Annotated in this window: 20 protein-coding genes and 1 pseudogene; 15 read left to right on the plus strand and 6 right to left on the minus strand. The window is 66.2% G+C overall.

What is annotated here, in order from left to right:
- Window position 1 precedes the first annotated feature (1 nt).
- The 4 genes from ilvN (at window position 2) to GJ629_RS02305 (ending at window position 3,994) form a co-directional block, all read left to right on the plus strand.
- The gene (gene ilvN / locus GJ629_RS02290) at window positions 2–616 is read left to right on the plus strand and encodes an acetolactate synthase small subunit (RefSeq protein ID WP_157511570.1); all 615 of its coding nucleotides are present in this window, start codon (window positions 2–4) and stop codon (window positions 614–616) included.
- A gap of 21 nt (window positions 617–637) precedes the next feature.
- Complete coding sequence (gene ilvC, locus GJ629_RS02295; RefSeq protein WP_157511571.1) at window positions 638–1,651, plus strand: ketol-acid reductoisomerase; 1,014 nt, start codon at window positions 638–640, stop codon at window positions 1,649–1,651.
- Between the two features lie 259 nt (window positions 1,652–1,910).
- On the plus strand, window positions 1,911–3,377 hold the full coding sequence (gene leuC / locus GJ629_RS02300) for a 3-isopropylmalate dehydratase large subunit (RefSeq protein ID WP_157511572.1): 1,467 nt from the start codon (window positions 1,911–1,913) through the stop codon (window positions 3,375–3,377).
- On the plus strand, window positions 3,377–3,994 hold the full coding sequence (locus tag GJ629_RS02305) for a 3-isopropylmalate dehydratase small subunit 2 (protein WP_157511573.1): 618 nt from the start codon (window positions 3,377–3,379) through the stop codon (window positions 3,992–3,994). Before leuC ends, GJ629_RS02305 begins: the two co-directional genes overlap by 1 nt.
- Window positions 3,995–4,110: 116 nt before the next feature.
- On the opposite strand, the gene GJ629_RS02310 is transcribed toward GJ629_RS02305, so the two are convergent.
- The gene (locus GJ629_RS02310) at window positions 4,111–5,451 is read right to left on the minus strand and encodes a twin-arginine translocation signal domain-containing protein (protein ID WP_157511574.1); all 1,341 of its coding nucleotides are present in this window, start codon (window positions 5,449–5,451) and stop codon (window positions 4,111–4,113) included.
- Window positions 5,452–5,813: 362 nt separating this feature from the next.
- Between GJ629_RS02310 and GJ629_RS02315 the strand changes: the two genes are divergently transcribed.
- The 3 genes from GJ629_RS02315 (at window position 5,814) to GJ629_RS02325 (ending at window position 8,351) form a co-directional block, all read left to right on the plus strand.
- Window positions 5,814–6,743, plus strand: a complete 930-nt coding sequence (locus GJ629_RS02315; RefSeq protein WP_157511575.1) for a CbiX/SirB N-terminal domain-containing protein — start codon at window positions 5,814–5,816, stop codon at window positions 6,741–6,743.
- A 70-nt stretch (window positions 6,744–6,813) separates the two neighbouring features.
- Window positions 6,814–7,227 carry an SHOCT domain-containing protein gene (locus GJ629_RS02320; RefSeq protein ID WP_157511576.1) on the plus strand — a complete coding sequence of 138 codons (414 nt, stop codon included), beginning with the start codon at window positions 6,814–6,816 and terminating at the stop codon, window positions 7,225–7,227.
- Window positions 7,228–7,265: 38 nt separating this feature from the next.
- Window positions 7,266–8,351, plus strand: a complete 1,086-nt coding sequence (locus GJ629_RS02325) for a DR2241 family protein (RefSeq protein WP_157511577.1) — start codon at window positions 7,266–7,268, stop codon at window positions 8,349–8,351.
- Here the strand turns inward: GJ629_RS02325 and GJ629_RS02330 are convergent.
- The 3 genes and pseudogenes from GJ629_RS02330 to GJ629_RS02340 all read right to left on the minus strand — a co-directional run bounded on the left by GJ629_RS02330 (window position 8,337) and on the right by GJ629_RS02340 (window position 10,593).
- Window positions 8,337–8,933 carry a hypothetical protein gene (locus GJ629_RS02330; protein ID WP_370515758.1) on the minus strand — a complete coding sequence of 199 codons (597 nt, stop codon included), beginning with the start codon at window positions 8,931–8,933 and terminating at the stop codon, window positions 8,337–8,339. The two genes, GJ629_RS02325 and GJ629_RS02330, sit on opposite strands and share 15 nt — an antisense overlap.
- 33 nt (window positions 8,934–8,966) lie before the next feature.
- Window positions 8,967–9,164 carry a methytransferase partner Trm112 gene (locus tag GJ629_RS02335; protein WP_157511579.1) on the minus strand — a complete coding sequence of 66 codons (198 nt, stop codon included), beginning with the start codon at window positions 9,162–9,164 and terminating at the stop codon, window positions 8,967–8,969.
- 51 nt (window positions 9,165–9,215) lie between these two features.
- A pseudogene (locus GJ629_RS02340) lies at window positions 9,216–10,593 on the minus strand (adenylosuccinate synthase).
- Between the two features lie 174 nt (window positions 10,594–10,767).
- On the opposite strand from GJ629_RS02340, the gene GJ629_RS02345 reads away from it, so the two are divergent.
- The gene (locus GJ629_RS02345; RefSeq protein ID WP_157511580.1) at window positions 10,768–11,073 is read left to right on the plus strand and encodes a hypothetical protein; all 306 of its coding nucleotides are present in this window, start codon (window positions 10,768–10,770) and stop codon (window positions 11,071–11,073) included.
- Between the two features lie 218 nt (window positions 11,074–11,291).
- On the opposite strand, the gene GJ629_RS16695 is transcribed toward GJ629_RS02345, so the two are convergent.
- A complete protein-coding gene (locus GJ629_RS16695; protein WP_231754442.1) occupies window positions 11,292–12,344 on the minus strand; it encodes a hypothetical protein in 1,053 nt (350 codons plus the stop codon).
- Window positions 12,345–12,401: 57 nt separating this feature from the next.
- Here GJ629_RS16695 and GJ629_RS16700 point away from each other — a divergent pair, with 57 nt between their 5' ends.
- Entirely contained in the window at window positions 12,402–12,695 is a 294-nt protein-coding gene (locus tag GJ629_RS16700; RefSeq protein WP_231754443.1) for a hypothetical protein, read from the plus strand.
- 241 nt (window positions 12,696–12,936) lie between these two features.
- Entirely contained in the window at window positions 12,937–13,485 is a 549-nt protein-coding gene (locus tag GJ629_RS16705) for a hypothetical protein (RefSeq protein WP_231754444.1), read from the plus strand.
- Between the two features lie 74 nt (window positions 13,486–13,559).
- Here GJ629_RS16705 and GJ629_RS16710 read toward each other — a convergent pair whose 3' ends face one another.
- Window positions 13,560–13,802, minus strand: a complete 243-nt coding sequence (locus tag GJ629_RS16710; RefSeq protein ID WP_231754445.1) for a hypothetical protein — start codon at window positions 13,800–13,802, stop codon at window positions 13,560–13,562.
- Between the two features lie 82 nt (window positions 13,803–13,884).
- Between GJ629_RS16710 and GJ629_RS02355 the strand changes: the two genes are divergently transcribed.
- The 5 genes from GJ629_RS02355 (at window position 13,885) to GJ629_RS02375 (ending at window position 17,903) form a co-directional block, all read left to right on the plus strand.
- Window positions 13,885–14,295, plus strand: a complete 411-nt coding sequence (locus GJ629_RS02355) for a hypothetical protein (protein WP_157511581.1) — start codon at window positions 13,885–13,887, stop codon at window positions 14,293–14,295.
- A gap of 48 nt (window positions 14,296–14,343) precedes the next feature.
- Window positions 14,344–14,706, plus strand: coding sequence for a DUF6684 family protein (locus tag GJ629_RS16715; protein WP_157511582.1), 363 nt, complete (start codon window positions 14,344–14,346; stop codon window positions 14,704–14,706).
- 59 nt (window positions 14,707–14,765) lie between these two features.
- Window positions 14,766–16,550 (plus strand): cytochrome c oxidase subunit I, encoded by a 1,785-nt coding sequence (ctaD, locus tag GJ629_RS02365; protein WP_157511583.1) that lies wholly within the window; start codon window positions 14,766–14,768, stop codon window positions 16,548–16,550.
- 261 nt (window positions 16,551–16,811) lie between these two features.
- Complete coding sequence (locus tag GJ629_RS02370) at window positions 16,812–17,483, plus strand: hypothetical protein (RefSeq protein WP_157511584.1); 672 nt, start codon at window positions 16,812–16,814, stop codon at window positions 17,481–17,483.
- Window positions 17,484–17,630: 147 nt separating this feature from the next.
- Window positions 17,631–17,903, plus strand: a complete 273-nt coding sequence (locus tag GJ629_RS02375) for a cox cluster protein (RefSeq protein WP_157511585.1) — start codon at window positions 17,631–17,633, stop codon at window positions 17,901–17,903.
- The last annotated feature ends 27 nt before the right edge of the window (window positions 17,904–17,930 follow it).

Raw genomic sequence — 17,930 nt, forward strand, 5'->3', positions numbered from 1 at the left:
GATGACTGGCAAACTACCCGGCCCGGCCCCGGACGAGCGGATGCGTCCGCAGGGACGGCGCAACTCCCAAGGTATCCGTATCGACCCCGAAGTGGAAGCGACACACGAGCCCCGTCTGGCGGTGTTGTCGGCGCTGGTCAAACACGAACCCGGCGTCCTCTCGGAGGTGTCGGGGCTGTTCAGCCGCCGGCAGTTCAACATCGAGAGCCTGACTGTCGGCCCCTCGAAAGACGAGGACGTCGCGCGGATGACCATCGTCATCGAGGAGCCCGAACCCGGCGTCCAGCAGGCCAAAAAACAGCTGAAGAAGCTCATCTCGGTCATCGAGGTCGAGGAGCTAGAGCCGGAGGCGATGCGGCGGGAACTGGCGCTGCTGAAGGTCGCCGGCGAGAAGCCCGACGACATCCAGTCGGTCGCGGAGATGTACGGCGGACAGGCCGTCGACGCCTCCCGGGACGCGGTCACCGTCGAGATAACGGGGAGCAAACAGAAGATAGACGCCGCCGTCGACGCCTTCGAGCAGTTCGAGGTGCTCGAAGTGGTCCGGACGGGCGCGGCGGCGCTCGAACGCGGGTCGATGACGATGGACCCGTCGGCAATGGAAAGCGATAATTGAGGCGTTCCCGAGGATTCACCCATGAGTGACGAATTCACGACGACAGTCTACTACGACGACGATGCCGACGAATCGGTACTGGCAGACCGCACGGTAGCCGTCTTGGGCTACGGGAGTCAGGGCCACGCCCACGCGCAGAACCTCGCGGACAGCGGGGTCGACGTGGTCGTCGGCCTGCGCGAGGGGTCGTCCTCGCGGGAGGAAGCCCGGACCGACGGGCTGGAAGTCGCGACGCCCGTCGAGGCCGCCGCACAGGCCGACACCGTCTCCGTGCTGGTGCCCGACACGGTCCAGCCGGATGTCTACGAGGCCATCGCCGACGAGATGGAGGCGGGCGACACGCTCCAGTTCGCCCACGGGTTCAACATCCACTACGGTCAAATCGAACCCGACCCCGAGGTCAACGTCACGATGGTCGCGCCCAAGTCACCGGGTCATCTGGTCCGACGGACCTACAAGCGCGGCGAGGGGACGCCCGGTCTCATCGCCGTCTACCAGGACCCCTCCGGCGAGGCCAAAGACCAGGCGCTGGCCTACGCGAAGGCCATCGGCTGTACCCGCGCAGGCGTCATCGAGACATCTTTCGCCGAGGAGACCGAGACGGACCTCTTCGGCGAGCAGGCGGTCCTCTGTGGCGGCGTCACGGAACTGATGAAACAGGGCTACGAGACGCTGGTCGACGCGGGCTACTCCCCGGAGATGGCCTACTTCGAGTGTCTCAACGAGATGAAGCTGATTGTCGACCTCATCTACGAGGGTGGCCTGATGGAGATGTGGGATTCGGTTTCGGACACCGCCGAGTACGGCGGGCTGACCCGCGGGAAGATGGTTGTCGACGACGACGCCCGCGAGAACATGGAGGAGGTCCTCCGGCAGGTCCAGGACGGCGAGTTCGCCAAGGAGTGGATCAGCGAGAACCAGACGAACCGACCGAGCTACAAACAACTGCGGCAGGCCGAACAGGAACACGACGCCGAAGTCGTCGGCGAGCGCCTGCGTGACCTGTTCGCCTGGGACGAGCAAGCGAGCGAGTAACATATGACAGACAACACGATGGACGATGTCGACCACACCAACCCCTACACCGGCGGTGCCTTCGGCGACGCCGTGGCTTTCCGCCGCGGTGCCGTCGCGGCCGACGGCGGGGAGCGGTCCAACGGAGCGCCGTCGACCGGTCCGACGGTGGCGACAGCGACACGGACAGCACACAGACGATGCGTGACGTTTCACACACCGCCCCGGGCGGCCCACAGCGGGCCTTCGAGCGGGGCACCGAAGGACGGACTGACACAGTATGAGCGAAGGAACTCTGTACGACAAGGTATGGGACAAGCACAAGGTAACCGAACTGCCGAACGGACAGGATCAGCTGTTCATCGGCCTGCATCTGGTCCACGAGGTGACCAGCCCCCAAGCGTTCGCGATGCTCCGCGAGCGGGATATCGAAGTTGCCTACCCCGAGCGGACGTTCGCGACCACCGACCACATCGTCCCAACACAGGAGGAAAAACGCAAGCGGCCCTTAGAGGACGAGAAGAGCGAGGAGATGCTGGACGCCCTGACGACCAACACGGGCGACAACGGCATCACCTTCTTCGACTTCGAGTCGGGCAAGCAGGGTATCACCCACGTCGTCGCCCCCGAACTGGGCCTCTCCCAGCCGGGGATGACGGTCGCCTGTGGTGACTCCCACACCGCCACCCACGGCGCGTTCGGCTCTATCGGCGTCGGCGTCGGGACCTCCCAGATCCGGGACATCCTCGCCACCGGTTGCATCGCCGCCGAGAAACAGCAGGTCCGTCGCATCAACGTCGAGGGTAGCCTCGGCGAGGGCGTCTTCGCCAAGGACATCATCCTGAAGATCATCCAGGAACTGGGCGTCGACGGCGGCGTCGGCCACGTCTACGAGTACGGCGGTCCCGCCATCGAGGAACTGGACATGGAGGGCCGACTGGCCATCTGTAATATGTCCATCGAGGGCGGCGCCCGCGCGGGGTACATCAACCCCGATCAGACGACCTACGACTACTTGGAGGGTCGAGAGTACGTCCCCGAGGGCGAGGCGTTCGAGGAACTCAAGTCCTACTGGGGGTCGGTCGCGTCCGACGAGGACGCCGTCTACGACGACGAGGTCACTATCGACGTCGACGACATCGACCCGCTGGTCACGTGGGGCATCAACCCCGGGCAGGTCGTTGAGATATCCCAGCCCGTTCCCTCGCCCGACGACTTCGACGCTCGGACCGATCGCGAGGCCGCCGAGCAGGCCCTCGAACACATGGACATCGAGGCCGGGCAGTCGATGCTGGGCTACGACGTCGACGTCGCCTTCCTCGGTACCTGCACGAACGGCCGCGTGACGGACTTCGCCCGCGCCGCCGAGATTCTGGAGGGCAACACCGTCGACGACGACGTGCGAGCGCTCGCGGTCCCCGGATCGGAGACGGTCCGCGCCGAGTGTGAGGCCCGCGGCATCGACGAGACGTTCATCGAGGCCGGCTTCCAGTGGCGCCGCGCCGGGTGCTCGATGTGTCTGGCGATGAACGAGGACTCGCTGGAGGGCGACGAGGTCTGTGCCTCCTCGTCCAACCGGAACTTCATCGGTCGACAGGGATCCAAGGAGGGCCGGACGGTCCTGATGAGTCCCGTGATGGTCGCCGCGGCGGCCGTCGAGGGCGAGGTCACGGACGTCCGCCGGTTCTACGACGACGACCCGGCCGACGCTCTGACCGCCGACGACGTCTCGGAGGTGGCCGACTGATGCCCGCCGTCGACCCCGAAGCCGACGACAACCACATCACCGAGGTCGGTGGCACCGGCGTCCCCATCCCGGGCGACGACATCGACACCGACCAGATCCTGCCGGCGCGGTTCATGAAGGAGGTCACCTTCGACAACATGGCGGAGTACCTCTTCTACGACGCCCGGCGGGACGACGACGACGAACTCAACGACCACCCGCTCAACCGCTTCGAGGGCGCGAACATCGCCGTCGTCAACACGAACTTCGGCTGTGGCTCCTCCCGCGAGCACGCTCCCCAAGCGTTGATGCGCTGGGGTATCGACGGGATGATCGGTGAGTCCTACGCGGAGATATTCGCGGACAACTGCAAGTCGCTGGGCATCCCCGCGGCGACGACCGACCACGAGACCGTCACCGAGATCCAGCAGTGGATCGAGGACAACCCCGATGGGAACATCGACATCGACGTCGAGGACGAGACGGTCACCTACGGCGACACCACCGTCGACGTCGACATCGACGACGCGATGCAGGAAGCGCTGGTCGAGGGCATCTGGGACACGACCGCGCTGATGTACTCCAACATGAGCAAGGTCGAGCAGACCGTCGCCGACCTGCCCTACGCCGACGACTAGACGACCGCGAGCCTCTTTTCCGGTAGCTTCCCGACGCGTCGGACGCGAATGGCCCGCTGCCCTGCCCGACGCGTTCATCGAACGGGCGCGTTCGGGGCTGGACGACTGATTCTCGCCTACTCGAAGCGACAGTCGAAGTCCTCTGGCGGCGTCGCGTCGTCGGGCGTCACGTCGCCGATCAGATCGACGCCGTCGATCCGGATCTGTTCGTCTCCCGTGGCTAACTCGTTCCGGCCGATGGTAAGCGGGAGCGTGGGGTTCTCGAACGTCGCCTGCGCGCCGTCCGGACACCCCTCGCCGGGGTCCTCGAAACAGCGCTGGTAGTAGACGTCAATTCCATCGAGGTCCGTGTCGTCGCCCGTCAGGGTGACCGTCTCACAGTCCTCGAACGTGACGTCGATGTCCTCGCCCGTGTCGAAGGAACAATCGAGGTCGTCCGGTGGCGTCGCGTCGTCGGGCGTCACATCGCCGAACAGGTCGACCGCGTCGATGCGATACACCTCGTCACCGACGGCCAGTTCGTCCCGACCGAGGGTCAGCGGGAGGTCGGGGTTCTCACGCGTGACGATCTGTCCGTCCGGACACCCCTCGCCGGGGTCCTCGAAACAGCGCACGAGATAGAGCTCTATCTTCTCGAGGTCCTCGTCCGGCCCGCTCAGCGTGACGGTCTCGCAGTCCTCGAACGTGATTTCGATGTCGTCCGTCTCGAAGCCACAATCGAGGCTGTTTGGCTTACCGAAGGTGTCCTGCTCTACGTCGCCCCGGAGTTCGATCCCCGCGATGTAGTAGGGCACGTCGTCGTCGACGGCCAGATACCGGTGGTCGATTGTCAGCGGGAGGGTCGGGTTCTCGATGTTCCTCCCGCCCGGGACGCCGTCGGGGCACGGGCCGTCGCCGGGGAAACAGCGGAGGGGATGGAAGATAATCTCGTCCAGCCCCTCCCCCGAACCCGTCACCGAGACGGTCTCACAGTCCTCCCACGTGACCTCGATCCCGCCGCCGTCGTCGTCACACGGGGGCGACCCGCACGCGTCGCCCGACTCGCCCGCCGGTCGCTCGTGGGTCGAATCCAACTGCTCGCGTTCCGCTTCGAGGGCCGCTTGGGCGCATTCGTTCGGGTTCACCCACCTCGTGCCCGCCACTTGGAGGCCGATAATCTGCCCGTCTGGGATCCCCTCGCTCTCGGTGGACACACAGAAGTCGCCGCTGTAGCGTGGCTCCCCCGTCGGATAGGGGTCTATCTCGCCGTCGCCGACGAGAAACCCGACCTCGTATCCGCCGTCGTCGGTCTCCCGTGCCACGAGTACGTCAGCGTTCCCCTCCACACAGACACAGAGCCGGTCACAGCCACAGAAGACCGGTTCTCCTCGGACTCGGTGGGCACTCGCGGTGCCCGTGAGGCCGACGCCGGCAATCGCTCCGGCCCCGACCCCCTTGAGCACAGTTCGGCGGTTCACACCACGGTCGGTACCATCTCCGAGTGACGAATTCCAACTCGCCATAGCTGGGCCTCCGAGGGGGGAATTGATAGGTATTAGCGGCTTACGCAGTGGGTGTGTGGTCTGTATCACGTCGGATCACGAGGGGCGGATAGTGTACACGAATTCTAAGAACATTGATTTTTTCTGGCAGTAACTCTTCCATTTCAGCCGTCGACTGATTGTTATTTCAGTGAAAATTTCCGGACGGCACGCTGCCCTGCTGTCCACTGACTGATGGGGATGGCTGTATCGTCGGTAATCTGTCGCTACCACCCCAGCCATCGACGGAAACGGGGTTGGGCCGGTCGTTTATACCGACGGACCGCCACAGTGGAACTATGGCAACGTTGGTCATCGCGGCGCACGGGTCACACCTGAATCCGGGGTCGAGCAGTCCGACGTACGCCCACGCCGACACCATCCGGGACGTGGGTGGGTTCGACGCCGTCCGGGAGACGTTCTGGAAGGAGGAACCGCACTTCCGTGAGGTCCTGCGGACCGTCGACGACGACGAGGTGTACGTCGTCCCTCTGTTCATCAGCGAGGGGTACTTCACGGAGGAGGTCATCCCCCGGGAACTCCGACTTGAGGAGTGGGACCCCGAGATGTGGGATTCCGACGGCACCGACGCGAGTCAGGCGACACTGACCGCCGCCGACACGGGCCAGACAGTCCACTACTGCGGGCCGGTCGGGACCCACGAGGCGATGAGCGACGTCATCGTCCGCCGGGCCGAGAGCGTCACCGGCGACGACGAGGTGGGCGAGGGGTTCGGCGTGGCCGTCGTCGGTCACGGCACCGAGCGAAACGAGAACTCCGCGAAGGCTATCAAGTACCACGCCGACCGCATACGCGACCGCGACCGATTCGAGGAGGTGAAGGCGCTGTTTATGGACGAAGACCCCGAGGTAGACGACGTGACAGAGTTCTTCGAGAGCGAGGACAGCGAGGCGCTACGCGCCTCGGGCCGTTCGCACGGGCGACGCCCGTGCGAAGACATCGTGGTCGTCCCCCTGTTCGTCGCCGACGGGTACCACACCCAAGAGGACATCCCCGAGGATATGGGGTTGACCGACGACTACCGCGAGGGGTGGGCGACCCCGGAGACGGTCGACGGCCACCGCATCTGGTACTCCGGGGCCGTGGGGACCGAACCGCTGATGGCCGACGTGATACTCGAACGGGCGGCGGACGCGGGCGCGCCGGTCGGCGATGCGCTCGACCGGGTCCGCGAGGTCACCGGTGGGGCGGCGCTGGCCGGGGACTGATCGACTGCCACGCGAGCCTCACCCGAGCATTTACTGTCTGTCACCCGATATCTGGTCGTGAGCGATATCTATGAGTGCCCTCTCGAAGCTCTCGGGCGACGACCACCCAGTCAGTTTTGCCGCCGGTGCCGTCGCGGCCGCCATCGGGTTCCTCGCGCTCGGACTGGCGTGGTACTTCGCGCTGATACTCGGGATGGTCGTCTCCGGCCTGCTGGAGTTCGGGATCAGGGAGGTCCCGCCGGACACCGACGACTACGACGCCGAGCAGTACGAGTTGTGGGACGCGATGACCGACGACGACCCGAACCACGGCGGGGATGGCGAGTCCGACGAGGTGGCGCGCCTCCGCGAGCGGTACGCCCGTGGTGAGATAGACGAACAGCAGTTCGAGCGCGAACTCGAAGCGGCCTTGGACGCCGAGATGCCGGATGCGACGGCGGAGCCGTCCGAACAGCGCGAGCCCCTCCGGGAGCGGGAGGGCTGAACCGGCCCGCTTTACACGTCCGCGCCCCAACGGCTTCTATGGACACGTCGCCGTACGAGGCGTTCGCGGAGGCGGCCGCCGACGGCATCGCGTTCGACGGGCTGTCGGCGACCACCAGCGACGGACAGGTCGAGGTGACGACGCCGGAGACGAGCGTGACGGCACCCGTCTCGGCACCGCGGGGTGGTCTCGCGCCGGTCGAGGAGTACATCACCGACTGGTTCTTCTGGCACCAGCACGCCCCACAGGCCGAGGACCGCTGGGCGTTCCTGCGGTGGCTAGAGAGCGCCGAGGAGCGCTCCGTGCCCGACCGCTACGAGGCCCTCGGGGACGGCCACACGCGGTCGTGGGGCCAGCTCGCGGTCACGGTGACGCTGGGCGAGGGCGGCGAGCGCCGGTACGACCTCCGCCACGAGGCCGACGCCGGCACGCCCGCCGCCGAGTTGACCGGTCACGACGACCCCCGCGAGATGCGGGACATCGTCGAGGCCGACGAACGCGGCCGCTACCGGCCGCTGAAAACCGCGCCGACGCTCGTCGACGGCTGGGTGTTCCACGACATCGACGCGGCGACGCTACTGGAGGCAATCGAGTACTGTTACCCGGCGACGGTCGCCAACTGGCACCGCGAGCGTGAGGGCGAACTGGATATCTCCCACTGGCGGGAGACGATGGAGCGCCAGACCGGTATCTACGGCGTGATCCAGACGTGGGACCGCGGAGAGGGTCACGACCACGTCGAGTGGGTCGCGGAGGCCTGTTGTGCGGACTCACAGTGTCTCAAGCGCCGGGAGTGGCAGTACGACGGCGAGACCGACCTCTCGACCGACGGCGGCGACGGGGCGTTCCCCTGTCGGGAGCCGTGTTCGGTCGTCGTCTCGGCGGCCCGCCAGTGGACGAAACTGGAGGGCGAGCAGTCTCGGACCTACGAGTTCGAACTCACGCCGAGCGAGAAAGAGCAACTGGAGGCGCTCGTCGACGCCGTCGCCGACGGCCGGGCGGCGGAGATACGCGAGGCCGACCTCTACGACGGGGCCAACCGCTACCGGACGCGCTTCCTGCGGGCGAAACTGTTCGACGACGAGGGCAACCTCTGTGGGGTCCCCACGTCACCGGAGGAGTAGGGCGACGGCGACGAGGACGCCGGCGACGACGACCAGCGATCCGAGGACGACAATCACGTTCTGGAGGACGACGGCGGCGAGGACGGCGACTGCCAGCGCGACGCCGCCGAACCCGAGGACGGCTATCTCCGGGCGCTCGACCAACAGGCCGCCCGCGGACTCGTTCGGACCGCCGCCGGAGGGGCCACCGCCGGACGGGCCGGGCGACTGCCGCGGCTTCGGCTTGTTGAGCGATTCGTCTACCTGCACGGGGTCTTTCTCTCGTTTCGGGCGGTCGACGACGAGGTCGATGTAGCGTGTGGTCGCGCCGTAGGCGGTGACGACCTTGAGTTTGCCACGGACCGCCTCGCGCGGGTCGACGGCCACCTCGACGCGGCGGGTGCTCTCGGCGTCGACGTGGTGGTTGCTCGCCTCCAGTCTCGCCACTTCCGAGAGCGCGTCGTCGAGGTGGAGGTGGACGTGCAGCGGTTCGCCGTGGTTGGTTATCTCCACGACGAACGAGCCGGTCACCTCGAAGCTGTTGGGCACGTCCAGCCCGTGGAGTTCCGTCCGGTTTACGTGCACCGCCAGTGTGTCCGACACGTCAGTCACTGCGCGCGGACGGGTCAAAAAGATTCAGGCTGGCGACTCTTCGCGCATATCCGGCGGGAGGAGATTCGGGATGCCGTCCTCGATGGGGTACTCCTCGCCACACTCCGTACAGACGAGTCGGCCCTCGATAATCTCGTCGTCCTCGTCCCGCTGGATCACTTCGAGGTCGAGGTCGTGTTTGTCCAGCGGACAGCAGATGATCTCTAGCAGGTCCTCTTGCATACCTCCCTCTGGGGACCGTGTCGGCAAAAAGCCACCTCTTGCGGACGGGGTTCAGTACTGGGGGTCTTCGAGGACGAGTGACTGCTCGCGGCCGGGACCGATGCCGACGGCGTAGATGGGCGTGTCCAGTTCGTCGCTGACGTACTCCAGATACGCCCGGGCGTTCTCGTGGAGGGCGTCGTAGCCTTCGGCGGCGACGGCGTCCCAGTCCTGTTCGGGCCAGCCCTCGAAGGTCCGGAACGTCGCCTCACACCGCTGCCACGCCTCGGTGGTGGCTGGGATGGTCGTCAGTTCCTCGCCGTCGAGGCGGTAGCTGTGACCGACCTTCAGTTCGTCGAGGCCCGAAAGGGTGTCGACGTGGTTGACCGCCAGTCCGGTGAATCCGGAGACGCGCGCGGCGTGGCGGAGCATCGGCATATCCAGCCAGCCGACCCGTCGCGGGCGGCCGGTAACCGTTCCGTACTCGTCGCCCTCCTCGCGGATGTAGGTCGCTATCTCCTCGTCGTCCCCTTCGCCCTGTTCGTCGTAGCCGGGGGTGTCGCCGACGACGCCGCCGAGTTCCGTCGGGAGCGGGCCGCTGCGACCCGCGTCAGGTAGGCCTTGACGATGCCGACGACCTCGCCGTCGCCGACGACGCCCGGCGCGAGGCCGCTGCCGACGCAGGCGCGCCGGCCGTCGGGTTCGAGGACGTGACGTAGGGGTAGTTGCCGTGGTCGATGTCGATGAGCGTCCCCTGTGCGCCTTCGAGCATCACGTTCTTGCCGTCGGCGCGCGCGTCGGCGAGGAACTTGCTCGCGTCGACGGCCATCCCGTCGGCGAAGCGGCGGCCGTACTCGCGGTACTCCTCGAACAGTGCATCGACGTCGAAGGCGTCGGGGTACTCCTCGATGTCGTCGACGTCCAGCCCGTAGACGTCCTCGGCGAGCGCGCGCTTCTGGGGGACGACGTACGCCAGCTTCTCCCGCAGAACGTCCTCGTCAAGCAGGTCACCGACCCGGAGCCCTCGACGGCCGGCCTTGTCCTCGTAGGTGGGGCCGATGCCGCGGCCCGTCGTCCCGACCTCGTCGTCGGTCTCGCTTTTGACGTCCTCTTCGATACCGTCGAGCACGCGGTGGAACGGGAAGATGACGTGGGCGCGTCGCGCGACGCGGACGTCGGGGTCGATACCGCGCTCGCGGAGTCCGTCGAGTTCTTCGAACAGCGTCCGCGGGTTGATCACACAGCCGTTGCCGAGCACACCGATCTTGCCGCGGATGGCGCCGCTCGGCACGAGCGAAAGCTTGTACTCCTCGCCGTCCTCGACGACGGTGTGGCCGGCGTTGTCCCCGCCCTGATACCGCACGACGAGGTCGGCCGCGTCGCCGTAGAGGTCGACGACGCCGCCCTTGCCCTCGTCGCCCAGCTGGGCACCGACAATCGTGACAGTCATCACGGCAGAATTCCACCCACCCGGGTAAACAGATTACGGTCCGGCCAGCCGCCGCGCTCCCTAGTCAACACATCCCAAGGATTATTTACCCCCTATCTCGTATCTTTCTGTGGCGATTCGGCGGCCGCGCAGACAGCAACTTTTAAACCGTGGGCACACAAGTTAACAAGTGCCATGATAGATCGCCTTGAGAAAGAAGTCGATATGCTCGAACGCCATCTGCAGGTTCTCCGGATGGTGATCGAGAACGAGCCGATCGGTATCGTGAAGATGTCCAACGAGACGGGCTACCCCCACCACAAGGTTCGCTACTCGCTGCGCGTCCTCGAGGAGGAGAACCTCATCGAGCCGTCGAGCCAGGGTGCGATCACGACCGACGAGACCGCGGAGTTCGTCGACGACCTCGACAACAAGATCGACCACATCGTCGAGAAACTCGACGGGATGAAGATAGACGACGCTGCCGAGATAGAGGGCTGAGCTTTTTCCGGTTCGAACGTCTGTTCTTCCCGTCGTGAGTGGCGACCGTGCGGTGCGGTAATGACGACCATACGCCGAGCGTAGCGAGGCGTTTCACTGCTGGCGAAGCCGAAGGCTGAGCCAGCAGGGAGTTTTTCCCCACGTTTTTGCGACGAGTGGTGCCCGAAGGGCCGGAGGCCCGAGGACACCCGAGGAGTAAAAAGTGGTAAAAAGTGGCTTTACAGTTCCGGCACGGCGAGGTGGAACTTCTCGTCGCGGGCCTCGACCAGACAGAGGTGGAAACCTTGCTTGCGCGAGAGGCGGACGAAGCTCTCGCGCTTGTCGCGGCTGAGCAGGCCGCCGCCGGTCGCTTCGGCGGCCGTCTCCAGCGCGTCGGGGTCGAAGAAACTCGCCGTGACCTGGAACGCGCCGGCGAGGGTGTCGCTGGTCTCGCCCACGCGGGTCGCGGCCGTCACCAGCGAGGTCATCATCTCGTCGGTCGCGGCGTCGCGAGTGTCGTTGATGTTCGCCACCGCGAGAGGGTTGCCCATCCGGTCCCGGAGGACGATGTCGAACGCCTCTTGGGTCCGGTGTTCCTCGCCGTCCTCAGTGTAGACGACGCTTGCGGCCCCGTTGAGTTCCGCCCGGTCGAGCCGCGGGAGCGCGTCGTAGAGGTCCTGTAACCCCGCGTCGTGGCCTGTGTCGCTGATCTCGTACAGCAGGTCGTGGACGACCCAGTGGACGAACCGGTACTGGATTGTCGACTCGAGGAACGCCTCGAAAGGCTGGCCGTTCACGGCGGCGTCGTCGCTGTCGAACTGGGTGTGACACTCCAGTTCGAGGTTAGCCTCGACGGCCTCGCGGTCGGCGCGCCCGTCGTGGGCGGCCTCGAGGGTCGCCTCGCCTTTCGACCCGTAGCGCACGAAGAGGTTCGTGCCGTCGATTGCTTCCTGTGGACTCAACTCCACCGACGCGTCGACGCCGGCGGCCCCGCCCTCGGATTCGAGCCGCGTCTCCAGTCGCTCGACTTCCGACCGTAGCCGTTCGACCTCCTGTCGTAGGTCCTCGCGCTCGGCCTCGACCTCCTGGAGTTCGGCGGTCAGTTCCTCGTTCTCGGCGACCAGTTCGTCGTTCTCCGTCAGGAGTTCCTCACGCTCGCGTTCGAGAGCCGCGAGGTCGTCCTCGAGGGCTTCGATCTCACGCTCGCGCTCGCGGACCGCCGCCGTCGGCTCGGACTGCTGGGCGGTCCCGCGGCCACTGGGCTCCGGATCGGCACGCTCGCGCCCGCTCATCTCCCGGGGGCTGTTCGAGGGCTGGGCTTGGGACTGTGACTGGGCGGTGGACTGCGCTTGGGACGTGGCCTGTGTCCCGGAGCCGGACTCCTCGGGGCCGCTGTCGAACGCGACGCCGGCGTCCGGCCCGCTCTCGTCGCCGGTCCACGACCGGCCCGGATCGACCGACGGGATCGACTTCCGCTCGAGGTCGCCCGCCTCGCCGACCGATCCGCCGTCGTCGCTCCCGTCGGGGTCCGCGAGCGGGTCGGTCGGCGGTTGGTCGCCCGCCCCGGACGCCTGTCCGTCGGCACCGCGGCGCTGGTCGTCCCGCCGTGGCGGTTCGGATCGCTCGCTGTCCCGCTGCGCTGAGTCGTTCCGCTCGCTGTCCCGCTGTGGGGGGTCGGCCCGTTCGTCCTCCCGGCGCGCCGGTGCCGCTCCGCTCCTGTTCGGCGCCGCCTGTTCGTCGTCCCGGTGTCGGGGCGCCTCGCGGTCCCGTCGCTCGGACGGTCGGTCGTTGTCGGCCGTCGAGCGTGTGCGCCGGTCTCGCGTCGCTGCCGGGATCCATCGCGGTCCTGCCGTTCGGGCGACCGGTTACCCTCGGCTGTCGACTGTGTCTCCCGACGGTGCCGCCGGCGGTCGGACTCCCGGTCCGTCGAGCGCTCGGACGCGTCGTCGGGGTCGTCGGCCGCCGCCGTCGCCGGGGCGGTCGACGTGGTTCGTCGTCGTCCTCGGTCGAGTCCACGGGGGCGGCCTCGCGGTGTGCGACGCCGCCGCTCGGGCCGTCCTCGTCGGCGTCGGCCTCGTCGGCCGCCGGTTCGTCCCCCTCGCGTTCCGCCGTCGGTCGGTCCTCCGCCGTCGCCGTCGGTTCGCTTTCCGTCGACTCCGCCGGCTCTGTTTCGCCCGCAGCGGCGACAGCGCCGGCGTCGTCGTCCTCGGGCGGGTCCGGGATCTCGACTGGTTCGATCTCCGCCGGATAGACTTCGTAGATGCCGACCTCGTCGTCGGCCTGTTCGAAGGCTTCGTCGTCGGTGAGCAGGCGACTGCTCTCGCCGACGAAGGCGACGCTCATCGAACGGCCGCCGTGGTAGACGACGTAGTAGTCGCCGCTGAGGACGTTCTCCGAGAGTTCGACGTAGCCGGTGAAGCCGCCGTCGGATAGCTTGTGGTCGGCCGCCGACAGGGCGGTCTCCTCGCTGTAGTACTTCGCCCGGACCTCGTCGCTCCGGTCCTGCATCACCAGCAACAGCGGGAGGGCAGGCGACGGTGCGTCCCTGATCGTCCCCTCGGCGTCCTCGAAGTCCTCGATGTCCCCGTCGAGGACGCGACGACCGTCCCGTTGAGGAACGCGGCCGTCGCGCGCCCGGCGGTGACGATGCCGGAGAACTCCTCGTCGGCGAGGGCGTGGAGGCCGGCGTAGCCGTCGGTGAACGGTCTCGAGGACCACTCGTCGGTGCGGTCCGCGACGCGTGTGGTCATTTTGTGAACCATAGCCCAAACGGGGGAAATACTTTGCGGCGGCGACCGGTGGGCCTTTTGCGGTCGACCCACAAGCACGGGTATGGCAGAACAGGCGGACGTCGGCGACAGGTTCCCGACGGCGAGTCCGTGGCCGCTGTTCGTCGCGGTCGGGTTCACCGTCACGGAGCTGGGGCTGTTCATCGGCATCTTCCCCGTCGCGGTGGCGGGCGTACTGTTGTTCGGCGCGAGCGTCGCCGGTATCCTCACCGAGGCCGAGTACGTCGGCCACCTCTGGAAGACGATGGGCGTGTTCGGCGCCGTGTTGGCGGCTATCGGTCTCGCGATGGTCGTCTACGGCGGTGGCGTAGGCGTCGAGGCGGCCCTCGGTGCCATCGACGCGCCGAACGTCGTGGGCAACCGGCTGGTGAGCCGCGGACTGGCGGTCGGTGCCGCCGGAATCATCCTCGCCGTGACGGCGGCGACGGGCGAACTGCTCGAACCGGCACGGTAACGCCGTCGAACCAACAGTCTATTTAGCTGCCTCCACTAGGACCCAGATATGTCGTCGCGCACATTCGACCGGGATACGATCCTCGACCTCACGGTCAACGTGATCCCGCTGGCCATTCTCGGGGTGTTCATCGTCACATTCGTCCTGTACAGCCCGGGCCCGTTCGCCTTCGACAGCGTGGCATCGACACTCCAACTTTCCATCATCGGAACGACGTTCGTCGGCCTACTGGCGCTGACCTACTACATGGGGAAAGCCGTCGCCGGCGCCGAGAAACGGCTCGGCATCCACGCGGAGACGACGACCTACGACCCCGAGACTGGCAGTTCGATCCCCGGAGGTCACGACGAGGCGGACGAGGCCGAACTCGACGCGGACGCCGACGACCCCGAACTTCCTGACGAGGAGTAAGCGCTCGTCCGGGCGCACGTATCCTAGGTTTCTTTATCCCCCAGTACTGAGGGGTACTTATGGCAGGCGAACAGCTCGCGTTGACGGTACTGATGGGGCTTCTCCTCGTCGGCGTGGCTGCGCTTCTCACCCGGATCGAAGACTGGCAAGCGTACACACCGTTCGGCGGTGGGTCGGTCACGGGGGAGGAAACCAGCTACGGCCACAGCGAGAAGCCGGGCGGCGTGATCCGCTGGCTCACGACGGTCGACCACAAGGACATCGGCATCCTCTACGGGGCGTACGCGCTCGTCGCGTTCGCCGTCGGTGGCATTATGGTGATGATTATGCGGCTGGAACTGCTCTTCCCCGCGGAGGACTTCATCACGACGGGGTTCTACAACTCCCTGTTGACCAGCCACGGGATCACGATGTTGTTCCTGTTCGGGACGCCGATAATCGCGGCGTTCGGGAACTACTTCGTCCCGCTTTTGATCGGCGCTGACGATATGGCGTTCCCGCGGATCAACGCCATCGCGTTCTGGCTGCTCCCGCCGGGGGCGCTGCTGGTTTGGGGCGGCTTCCTCATCCCCGGTATCGCGCCGGCACAGACCTCCTGGACGATGTACGCGCCGCTGTCGGTCGAACAGACCCACCTCGGCGCCGACCTGATGATCATCGGGCTTCACCTCACCGGCGTCTCGGCGACGATGGGGGCGATAAACTTCATCGCGACCATCTTCACCGAACGGGCCGACGACGTCTCGTGGGCGAACCTCGACATCTTCTCGTGGACGATGCTCACCCAGTCGGGACTGATCCTGTTCGCCTTCCCGCTTCTGGGGAGCGCGCTGGTGATGCTGTTGCTCGACCGGAACCTCGGGACGCTCTTCTTCGCCGTCGAAGGGGGGAGCCCGATACTCTGGCAACACCTGTTCTGGTTCTTCGGCCACCCCGAAGTGTACATCCTCGTGTTGCCGCCGATGGGGCTGGTCAGCTACATCATCCCGCGATTCGCGGGCCGGAAGCTGTTCGGGTTCAAGTTCGTCGTCTACTCGACGCTGGCCATTGGCGTCCTGAGTTTCGGCGTCTGGGCCCACCACATGTTCACGACCGGGCTCGACCCGCGACTGCAGGCCTCGTTCATGGCAGTCTCGTTGGCTATCGCGATACCATCCGCGGTGAAGACGTTCAACTGGATCACCACGATGTGGAACGGGAAGATCAAGCTGGCGACGCCGATGCTGTTCTGTATCGGCTTCGTCGCGAACTTCATCATCGGCGGCGTGACCGGCGTCTTCCTCGCGGCGGTTCCCGTCGACCGACTGCTGCACGACACCTACTACGTCGTCGGTCACTTCCACTACGTTATTATGGGGGCCATCGCGTTCGCCATCTTCGCGGGCATCTACTACTGGTTCCCCATCTACACCGGCCGGATGTACCAGAAGTCCCTCGCGAAGATGCACTTCTGGCTGACGATGATCGGGACCAACCTGACGTTCTTCGGGATGTTGATCCTCGGGTACCTCGGGATGCCCCGCCGGTACGCGACCTACAACATCACCATCGGTCCCATCGACGCCATCACGCTGCTCCACCAGCTAGCGACCGTCGGCGCGGTGGTCCTGCTGATCGGGCAGATCATCTTCGTCTGGAACATCGTCTCCTCGTGGCGCGAGGGCCGCCGCGTCGAGAACGGTGACCCGTGGAACCTCAAAGACGACGACCTCTACAGCCGCGAGTTCCACTGGTTCGACGAGCGACTCGACGACGACCTGGCGCTCGCAGACGGCGGCGACGAGGACAAAGCGATGACGGACGGCGGTGAGGAATCCACGGATGTGGATTCCGAACGACAGTAGCCCAGCGGGCTACTGGAAGTCGAGAATTGCGGTTTGATTCTCGAACCGAGGCGGTCCGCTGACGCGGACTCCGAACGACGATAGACACAGTCTATCGGAATCGAGGAATCCACGGACGTGGATTTCGAACGACAGTAGCCCGGCGGGCTACTGGAAGTCGAGAATTGCGGTTTGATTCTCGAAACGATTGGCGGCACCTTTTTATACAAGCGATCCGGACAGCAACTATTACACTTCTCGCGCGCAAACAGCGCTCTACCGATGTTCGCAGACGCTGTAGAGGCGATCAGCCGACGCCTCTCTTCCGGGAGCCTGCTCGGGTGGGTGGTGACGCTGGTCGCGGTGTACGTCATCACGGATAGCGTCCTCGCCACCGCTGGGGCGGCCGCGGGGGTCGCGCTGGTGTCGGCACTCGACGTTGCCGAGGTAGCGTACGGCGTCGACCAGCGGTGGACGAAGGCGGTGTTCGGCGCGGTGGTCGTCGGGGCGAGTGCGGTGTGGTTCCTCGCGAGCACCGGCGAGACGGGCGTTGCCCGGGTACTTCCTGTGTTCGGGGTTGCTGCGGGGGGCTGGATACTGCTCGACGCTCGCGCCGACTTCAGCGACGGGCGAGGTGCGACGGGCGGCGACGAGTGGGACCCCGACGCCGGGGAGGCGATGCTCGCGATGCAACACACCAGTCTGGTCGCCCGGACGCTGCGGGACGGGCCGAAGACGGTCCCGGAGATAGCCGCGGCGTGTGACCTCACGGAGTCACGTGTCCGTGAGGCACTGGCGATAGCCTGCGAGGACGATACGGTCTACCGGGTCGCGGTAGACCCGCCGACGTACGCACTCGACGAGCGGAAGGTTGGAGTCAGTGGGTTTCTGGGGGTGGCGGCACGCGGCACGCGTCGCCTCGTATCCCGACTCGCTCGCCCTTTCGGTCGGTGACTCACCCGATTACGAGCGCGAACCCGGCCACGAACATCAGCAGCGCGACGCCGGCGAGAACGACGAAGAGCAGTTCCTTGTCGGACATACGTCGGCGTACGGACCCGAGGTGAAAAGCCTAATCGGTCCCGGCACGTAGGGATGACAATGAGCACGCAGACGTCGACAGTTGGCTGGGAGGGACGGCGCGTCGTCTACGCTATCTACGCGGGTGTCGTCGGCATCGCGGCGTTGATGGGATTCGTCATCGGCCTGATACAACCGGAGAACCTCGACCCGGAACTGTTCGGTGTGATCCAGCTGCCGCCGACGCCCGTCGGGATGGTCGTCTTTGGCGTCGTCTACGTCGGTCTGGGTGTCGGTATCCTGTTGTTGGCAGTCGCCGTCGTCGCCGACCGTTTCGACGACGCCGCGAAGTAATTCATAGTGTTTCTTGTCGGTCATTTC

Source organism: Halapricum sp. CBA1109 (genome assembly GCF_009741825.1).
Lineage (GTDB): Archaea > Halobacteriota > Halobacteria > Halobacteriales > Haloarculaceae > Halapricum.